The sequence below is a fragment of the Synechococcus sp. R55.7 genome (assembly GCF_047461955.1).
Classification (GTDB): Bacteria; Cyanobacteriota; Cyanobacteriia; order Thermostichales; family Thermostichaceae; genus Thermostichus.
Genome location: NZ_JANSIC010000125.1, coordinates 1 through 7,617 on the forward strand (window position 1 = coordinate 1; position 7,617 = coordinate 7,617).

6 protein-coding genes are annotated in these 7,617 nt (G+C 60.9%); 1 reads left to right on the forward strand and 5 read right to left on the reverse strand.

What is annotated here, in order from left to right:
* A partial coding sequence (locus NW820_RS07975) for a DUF3352 domain-containing protein (RefSeq protein ID WP_414407178.1) occupies positions 1-1,560 on the forward strand: 1,560 nt, incomplete at its 5' end.
* A 47-nt stretch (positions 1,561-1,607) separates the two neighbouring features.
* On the opposite strand, the gene NW820_RS07980 is transcribed toward NW820_RS07975, so the two are convergent.
* The 5 genes from NW820_RS07980 to NW820_RS08000 all read right to left on the reverse strand — a co-directional run bounded on the left by NW820_RS07980 (position 1,608) and on the right by NW820_RS08000 (position 7,597).
* The gene (locus tag NW820_RS07980) at positions 1,608-2,351 is read right to left on the reverse strand and encodes a response regulator transcription factor (protein ID WP_011432966.1); all 744 of its coding nucleotides are present in this window, start codon (positions 2,349-2,351) and stop codon (positions 1,608-1,610) included.
* A gap of 68 nt (positions 2,352-2,419) precedes the next feature.
* Positions 2,420-3,178, reverse strand: a complete 759-nt coding sequence (locus NW820_RS07985) for a sensor histidine kinase (protein WP_414407179.1) — start codon at positions 3,176-3,178, stop codon at positions 2,420-2,422.
* Between the two features lie 109 nt (positions 3,179-3,287).
* Entirely contained in the window at positions 3,288-4,766 is a 1,479-nt protein-coding gene (locus tag NW820_RS07990) for a sensor histidine kinase (RefSeq protein ID WP_414407180.1), read from the reverse strand.
* A gap of 144 nt (positions 4,767-4,910) precedes the next feature.
* Positions 4,911-5,897, reverse strand: coding sequence for a pentapeptide repeat-containing protein (locus NW820_RS07995; RefSeq protein WP_414407181.1), 987 nt, complete (start codon positions 5,895-5,897; stop codon positions 4,911-4,913).
* A 140-nt stretch (positions 5,898-6,037) separates the two neighbouring features.
* Positions 6,038-7,597 carry a hypothetical protein gene (locus tag NW820_RS08000; protein WP_414407182.1) on the reverse strand — a complete coding sequence of 520 codons (1,560 nt, stop codon included), beginning with the start codon at positions 7,595-7,597 and terminating at the stop codon, positions 6,038-6,040.
* Positions 7,598-7,617 lie beyond the last annotated feature (20 nt).

Below are 7,617 nucleotides of genomic sequence, written 5' to 3' on the forward strand. Positions count from 1 at the left end.
CTCAGAGGGCCACAGGTACAGTTGCCCGGCGATGTTCTGCCGGAAACCGCGCTGGTTCCCCAGTCGGCGCCCCTGGTGCTGACCTTTTCTACCCAACCGGAAGAATCTTTTCGCACTCACCCTGACCTTTTGGCCCAGTGGGAGAGCTGGACGGCAGAAGCTTTGGCTGAAACCGGCAAGGAGTTCTCTCGGGAAGAGATGCAAGCTTGGGCTGGCGAGCAATTCACGATGGCAGTGGTGATCCCCAGTCTGGTGCCCGGAGCTGCCGAGCCGGTGCCTGGGATCCTGTTTGGAGCCAGCACCCGCAACGCTGATTTGTCTGGGCAATTCTTGGCCCAGGTGCGGCAACAGGCAGCAGCAGAAGGGGCCAACTTCGAGCAGCGCCAGGAGCAAGGGGTCACCTTGTATGTGCAAACCAACGGAGAGCCGGGCGAGCGATGGGTAACTGCTGAGTTTGGCAACCGTTTTGTGGCGGTGGCCAACGACCCGAGGGTGATGCAGCAGGCGATTGCTGTGTATCGCGGCGAAGCAGAGCCGATTGGCCGCTCCGAAAGTTTCCGCACCGCCGTTGGCGACCTCTACAAGAAGAGCGGCACGCTGGCCTTTGCCTACTTCAACTTCCAGGCTTTGCAGGAGGATCCCGAGTCTTTCCAAGACTGGATGCAGGATTTGGATCCAGCGACGCTGGGATCCCTGCAACCCCTGCGCTCTTTGGCCATGGCTGCCCACTGGCAAGAGCAGGGCCTACGGCTGCGCATGTTGACCCAGACCGATCCGAAAACCCAGGTGCAGGGGGGGTGGCAAACGGCTCGCGGCGAACTCATTCAGCGGCTGCCCGGCAATGCCTTGGCGGTGCTGACCACCCAGCAGATTGCCCAGCGCTGGCAAGCCGTTATGCCTGAGCTGGAAAAAGATCCGCCGGTCAAGGAGTCGTTAGAGGAGCTGCGGGCTGAGTTTCGCGCCAATACCCGTTTGGACTTGGAAAAAGATCTGCTGGCTTGGATGGATGGGGAGATGGCCCTGCTGGTGGCACCGGATGCCCAGGCCCATCCCCTGTTGCAGGGCATGGGAGCAGCCTTGGTGATCGAGACCAGCCAAAAAGACAAGGCCAACGCGGCCCTGACTCAGTTGGATCGGCTGGCCCAAGAATCGGGAGTAGGGGTAACGGAAGCCGGTGGGCAGGTGATCTGGGCGGATCCCTTGTTTAACCGCCCGCTTTTGACCCGCGCCTGGGAAGGCAACTATTTGATCGTGACCAGCAGCACGGCGGCGCTGCAAACCCTCGCCCAACGCCAGGGCAATTTGCTTCCCCAAACCGAGCCGCTGAAAACCCTCTACGATCAGTTGCCCAAGCCCAACTACGGCTACTTTTTGCTGAATTGGCAAGGGATCCGAACAGTGCTGGAGGCCACACTACCGGGTGGTTTGGCAGGCTTGGAGCCGGAGGCCCGTGAGCTGCTGACCCGCATCGATGGGCTGGGCATTACCAGCTACCCTGCCGGGGATCACGCCTTTGGGTCGGAGCTGCTGGTTACTGTGCCACCAAAGCCCCAGCGATAAAACCGTGTCTCACGTTCTTCAGTCTTCCTAGGGGTTGGGGGTGAGGGCTATAGCCGAATTAGGCCATAGGTAAGGGCATAGCGAACCAGCTCGGTGCGGCTGCTGGTGCCTGTCTTGTTCAGCAGGCGGGTGACGTATTTTTCCACGTTGCGCACGCTGGTTTGCAGCTGCTTGGCAATCTCCTTGTTCATCAGCCCTTCTGCCACCTTCTCCAACACCTGTTGTTCCCGCGGCGTCAGCTCTACCTTGATGGGTGGGGGCAGGGGGGTGGGGGCAGAGGTCTGGGCAGGCGTGGCTGTGGCAAGGGTGCGCTCCGACAGCAGGGCGCGAATCGAGGCCAGCTCGCGGGCCACCACCTCCGAAGGGCTGGCAGCGCGGGATCGCTCAATGAGATTGGAGACAATGGCCACCAGCTCCTCCGGATCGAAGGGCTTGGGCAAATAGGCATCGACACCGGCCCGGTAACCCTGGATGCGGTCGGCGGTCATCCCCTTGGCGGTGAGGAACACCACCGGCAGATGGCTGTAGGGCTCGAGTTTTCGCAGTTGGGCCAAAAATTGATAGCCATCCATGCCCGGCATCATGATGTCGGAGATGATCAACTGAGGCTGGGCCGTGCTGAGCAGTTGCAGAGCCTGCTGGGCGTTGGCCGCCGGGATCACCTCAAAGCCGCTGTCCTCGAGGTAGGCTTGCACCGCTTCCCGTAAGCCGGGTTCATCATCTACTAGCAGAATGCGGGCTGCTGGACTGGCAGCAGGGGGTTCGGGTTTGGCTGGGGGAGAAGAGGCCATCTGCAGCTCCTGGGTAGCGTTCAAGCGTTTGGCGGCACCTGCCATCCCATATCTCTACAATCTTCCTACTAACCTGTGGGCAATCTCAGGCAAAAACAGGAGCCTTGGGGGGAGCTTTCCACCTGGAGATCTCCGCCCATCCGGGTGGCCAAGTCGCGGCTGATGGCCAACCCCAGCCCCTGCCCCGGCTTAGAAAGATCTGCCCGAAAAAAGGGATCGAAGATCCGCTCCAGGTTCTCAGGGTGGATGCCGGGGCCGTTGTCGCAGACGGCAACGAACACTTCCCATTGCGAAGCAGTTGAGGGATCTTCACCCAGCTCCACCTTCAGCCGGATCTCACCTGGGGGCGGGGTGTACTTGCAAGCGTTGTCGATCAAGTTATCAAGCACCTGCCGCAGGGCACGCGGATCGGCTTGTACAGGGGGTAGGGAAGGGGGCAGAACGGCTTGAAAGTGGTGTCCCTGCGTTTCGGCCAAGGCTTGATAGATGGGGATCCACTCCCGCAGCAGGTCGGCCAAGGAGAGGGGCTGAAGCTGGAGGGGGGCCGGGATCCCGTCCAAACGCTCGAACTCCGCCAGCAGCTCCTGCAAATGCTTGCACTCCTGTTCAATGCTCAGGCCAATCCAGTGGTTGCGATCCTCGGGGGGCAAGCGTTTTTGCAATAACTTGGCCAGCGTGCTCAGGGCGGTGAGAGGATTGCGCATTTCGTGAAGCAAAGTGGAAAGCTGCTGGGCAGAGAGAGTGACCCCCTTAACCTTGGGTTCTCCGGCTCCGCAGACGGGTTCAGGCTCTGGGTGGTGTTCAGCAACTTTTCTGGCTCTCGGCATGGATCCAATCCCTAGACTCTCCCGGCGCTGGCAGATCGATCCTAGCCCTACCTCCCCTGCAATCCGCCATATCAATCCTGAGACGCTATCGGGATCCCAACTGGGTGGCTTATAGCTGGCGGGGCAGGTAGATGTTGAGAACTTCCCCCCGACGGGCGCGATGGCGCACGGTGAGGTAGCCCCCCAAGGCGCGGAACAGAGTTTGGGTGACGGGAAGACTGAGGCTCACTGCACCTGTGTCCGGCTGCACGACCAACAACTGCCCAATCGCCTGAGGGGATTTGGGCTCTGAGGCAACAGTGGCGTCGCTGCCCTCAGGTGTGTTGACCTGAAACTGAAGTTTGACCAGCTCCCCTGCGCTGACCAACTGGGCGCGAATGTGGCTGCCAGCCGGCGTGCTGCGGGCAATGCGGTCGACCATGCCAAACAGCACCGCTTCCAGCGCCTTGGGATCGCTGACCACATCCGGCAGCTCATCGGGAATCTCCAACTCCAGTTGGGATCCCCGCCGTTCCACCTGCTCCTGCCAGCGAGGCAGGTTTTGCCGCACCAAGTCCACCAGCGCAATGGGCTCTAGCTGAAGCCGACGCCCCTCCTGTGGGGTAGCAGCGGGCATCACCGTTTCTGTAGCCTGGAAAAACAGCCCGAAGCGGTTGATTTGCTCGGTACATTCGCGGTCAATTTTCTCCACGTATTCCCGTACCCGCGACGGCAGATCGTGCCGCTTCAGGATGAGACTAACCAAGGTGCGGATGGTGCTGAGGGGCGTCTGGATCTCGTGGATGAGAGCCCGCAACAGTTCTGCCTCCGAAAGGCTGTTCTGTTGGCCTTGACCGGCAGGCTGGCCATGGGAAGGAGGAGACCGCCGCTTCTGCCAATCTTCTGGCCGGGTTGTGGGCGCAGGGGAGTTCTCGGCTCTGGCGGGGGGTAAGCGAGCGGGCGGGGATCCCGACTCGGCCAGGTTTCCCAGCAGAAGAAGGCTGCTGAAGCGGGCCAGCACCCGCACATGAGGCTCCATGAGGGGATGGTGCTTGATCAGCTCCTGCCAGAAGGGCAAGCGATCCGGCCTACCCTGTTGAACCCGCTGCTCTAGGATCTGCCAAGCCCGATGCACCACTTCCGGCTCAAAAGACACCATCATCCCCCTCTGCCGCGTGTGGGGGTGATGCCCTTGGGCGGCCACCGCCGAAAAAACAGGGGTGAGCACCAGCAAAAAAGGCTCCTCCACCAGGGGATCCTGCGGCAGGAGAGGGATCACCGTCTGGCCAGGGGTCAGAATCGACTCGGGGGACAAGTCGGGGGTAAACAGCCAGGGATCTTCACGGGCCAGCTCCCGCAGCTTCAGGTTCGGTTCTGGAGCGTCAATGGGCGACGGCAGTTGAGGCAGCGGATCCCGAACCACCCAGGGGGGCCACCAAGACACCGGCCCACCGATCACCACCCCAAACTGTCCAACTTCTTGCCATAGCTGGAGCAGGGCTGCCACCGTCTGCTGCCAGGAGCGCTCTCCTGCCCCCGGCAACCATTCCGGCAAGGGCAGATCGGCCCACAAAGCTTCCATCAAGGACAGAAATCGGCGGCTGTTCACGGATCTCTTTGACCCATCCTTCCCTTGTAGGGTAGCGGTTGTGGCCCCTCTGGGGCAGGGGAAAACCTCACCTTTTCCGGGGCGGATCCCCGTCTCACTCAGGGACAAGAATCCTCGTCCTCATACGGTAGCGAGTCTGTCCAATCAGCCTACCCGTCCATCCGGCAGAGTTGCCCCGCGCAAATTGGCCCCGCTGAGGTTGGCTGTGCTCAGATCGGCTCGGGTTAGGATTGCCTCGCCGAGATCGGCATTTTCCAGGTTGGTGCGGCCCAAATAGGCATCCACCAGGTTGGCACACCGCAAATCGGCCCCGGCCAGATTGGCCCGACTCAGATCTGCCCGCGCCAGTTTGGCCGAGCACAGACAACTGGCGGAAAGATCGGCTGCGGCCAGATCCGCCTCGCTCAAGTTGGCCTCTGTCAGATTCACCTGGCGAAGTATCGCCTCCTTCAAGTTGGCCCGCGCCATCTGCACCCCTTGCAGGTCTGCCCCCAAAAAAGAAACCCCCCTCAGGTCGGTCTCGCTCAGGATGGCTCCCTGCAAACGGGCTTGCTGCAGGCTGGCCCCTTGCAAGTTGGCCTTGATCAAACTGGCCTCTTTTAGGTTGGCCCCGCTCAGGTCGGCCCGTGTCAAATCCGCTCCCGACAGGTTGGCTCCGCTGAGATCAGCGCGGCTGAGGTTGGCGTTGCGCAGTACCGCTCCCCGGCGGCTATCGAAACGGAGATTGGCCCCCCGCAGGCAAGCCCCTCCCAAGTTGGCACTGGTGAGGTTGGCCCAGCGCAGATCCGCATCCAGCAGGTTGGCATCGATCAACAGGGCCAGCGTTAGGTTGGCCCCATGCAAATCTGCTCCTTGTAGGGTGGCGCCGTGCAACTGGGCATCTCTGAGATCCGCCTCGCTCAAGTCCGCCTGGCTGAGGTTGGCCCCCCCGAGGTTAGCCCCGACGAGGTTGGCCTTCTGCAGCTTGGCCCGCCCCAAGAAGGCGAAGATCAAATTGGCACTGTGCAGGTTTGCTTGGGAGAGATCCACCCCGATCAAATCGGCCCGGCTCAGGTCAAGGGCGGCCAGGTTCTCGCCGGCAAAGTTGATCCGTCCTGCCCGGTAAAGCCGAAGCAGATCCTTGGCATCCATAGAAGAGAGGGGAGAGCTCAGAGAAGTGAGAGAGGAGCTGCACTGGTGGTTATTCTAGATAAGGATCCGGGCGTTTCCCCAGCACTCTGCGCAGCTGATCGCCAGTGTTGAACGGGATCCCCAAACAGCGGGTTTGAGCTTCAAACCAGCCCGAACAGACGGCGCTCTGCCTCCTCCATGCGATCCAAGAAAGCAGCAAATTTGGTGGAGATCTCCCCCACTTCCTGCAAAAAGGCGCGTAGTGTTTGGTACTTGAGAACCAAGGCTTCCTCTAGGGTGCAGGTTTGGAACTGCTCATCCAACGCCTTGCCCAACTCGCTCAGGGCCTGTTCGATAGCAGTTTTGACAGAGCCGACGCTGCGCCGCACCAAACGCATCACCTCCTGCTCCAACTGCGGCTTTTGCCGGGCCAGCTCGCTGCTGGCCAACACCTGTCTTAGGGAAGCATAGGGATCCGCCAGCTCAGCGGGCATTTCGGTAACCGCCTCCGGCAGAGCCTGTTTTGCATTGCTGACGCGCAGGGGCTGCACCAGGCGCCACTCCGATTGTTCTAGCTTTTTCAAGATCCCCATGAACATTGCGGCGGATCCCTCGACATCCCTCAAGAAGCCGCGCAGCACCTGGTGTTTGAGGGTCAGATATTGGACGGGATCCTCATCCTGCAGACCTTCGTCCAGGGCGTTGCCCAACTCGCTTAGGGTATTCTCGATGGCAACCATCAAGGATCCGGCGCTGTGATGGAGCAGTTGGCGGCAGGACTCTGGGATCTCCTGTCGCAGGTCAGAAGAGGGGCCGGGTGGTGTTGTCCAGGTTGCAAAAGCCAGAGGATCTGCAGGTTCTTCCTCATCTTCTGGGATCCCAGCGTCAATCCAAGTCATGGGGCTGGCCAGGGACTCTGCCTCGCCCGCGCGAGCGGCATCTTCGGTATTCAGCCAATCCAGATTGGCGGAGAGAGGCTCAGCAGCCAATCCTCCGCCGGGGAGGGTCGCTGGGGGCACGTCAACGTAAAGAGGCTTCAGCATCTGCAGCACAGCATTGGCGGCTTGGCCATCCTGATCCGGCTCCTGCAACTGCTGCACCGCCTCCTTCAGCCGGGCTTCCAGTTCTTGGGGGGAGGCGCAGGCATCGTAGAGGGCTCTGAGCAGCTCGTCCAGGCTGTAGCGCCGCAGGGCCGCCAACCCCTGCAGAGTAGGCTCTACTTTGTGGTACAAAGCCGTGAACAGAACCAGCTTGGCCCGCAAAGGGCTGGTTTGCCGCATCACCCCTGCCCGCAGCTCGAAGGGATCGTAGTCTTGCTTTTGCAGTCGTGGGCTTCCATACTCCAAGGACAAGATAGGCGAGGGTGCGGCCCAAGCTGATGGCTCCTTGGGCGAGGGCATGAGTGGGCTAGAGGGATCCGCTTGGGGCTGTTGATACAGGGGCTGTAGCTTGCTTAGCAGCATCTTGGCGATGCGAGCATACTCGGCTTTTTTGTTGATGCGGCTGATGGCCTCTCGAAAGCGTTGGCCCAAAGCATCAAGGGTAGCGTGCTCACGGCAAAGCTGCTCCAGCAGGGCTTTCAGATCTATCTGGCTCAACTTGCTGACATCGCTTTCCCATGTGCTGGTGCAGGCAAAGTAAACCAGCTTTTTCACTCGGTCTGCGTACCCGCCCTGCTGCACTTCTTGCACAACAAGGCCAAAGGGATCCGAGACAACCATAGGGAGCTGCTAAGCAGGAG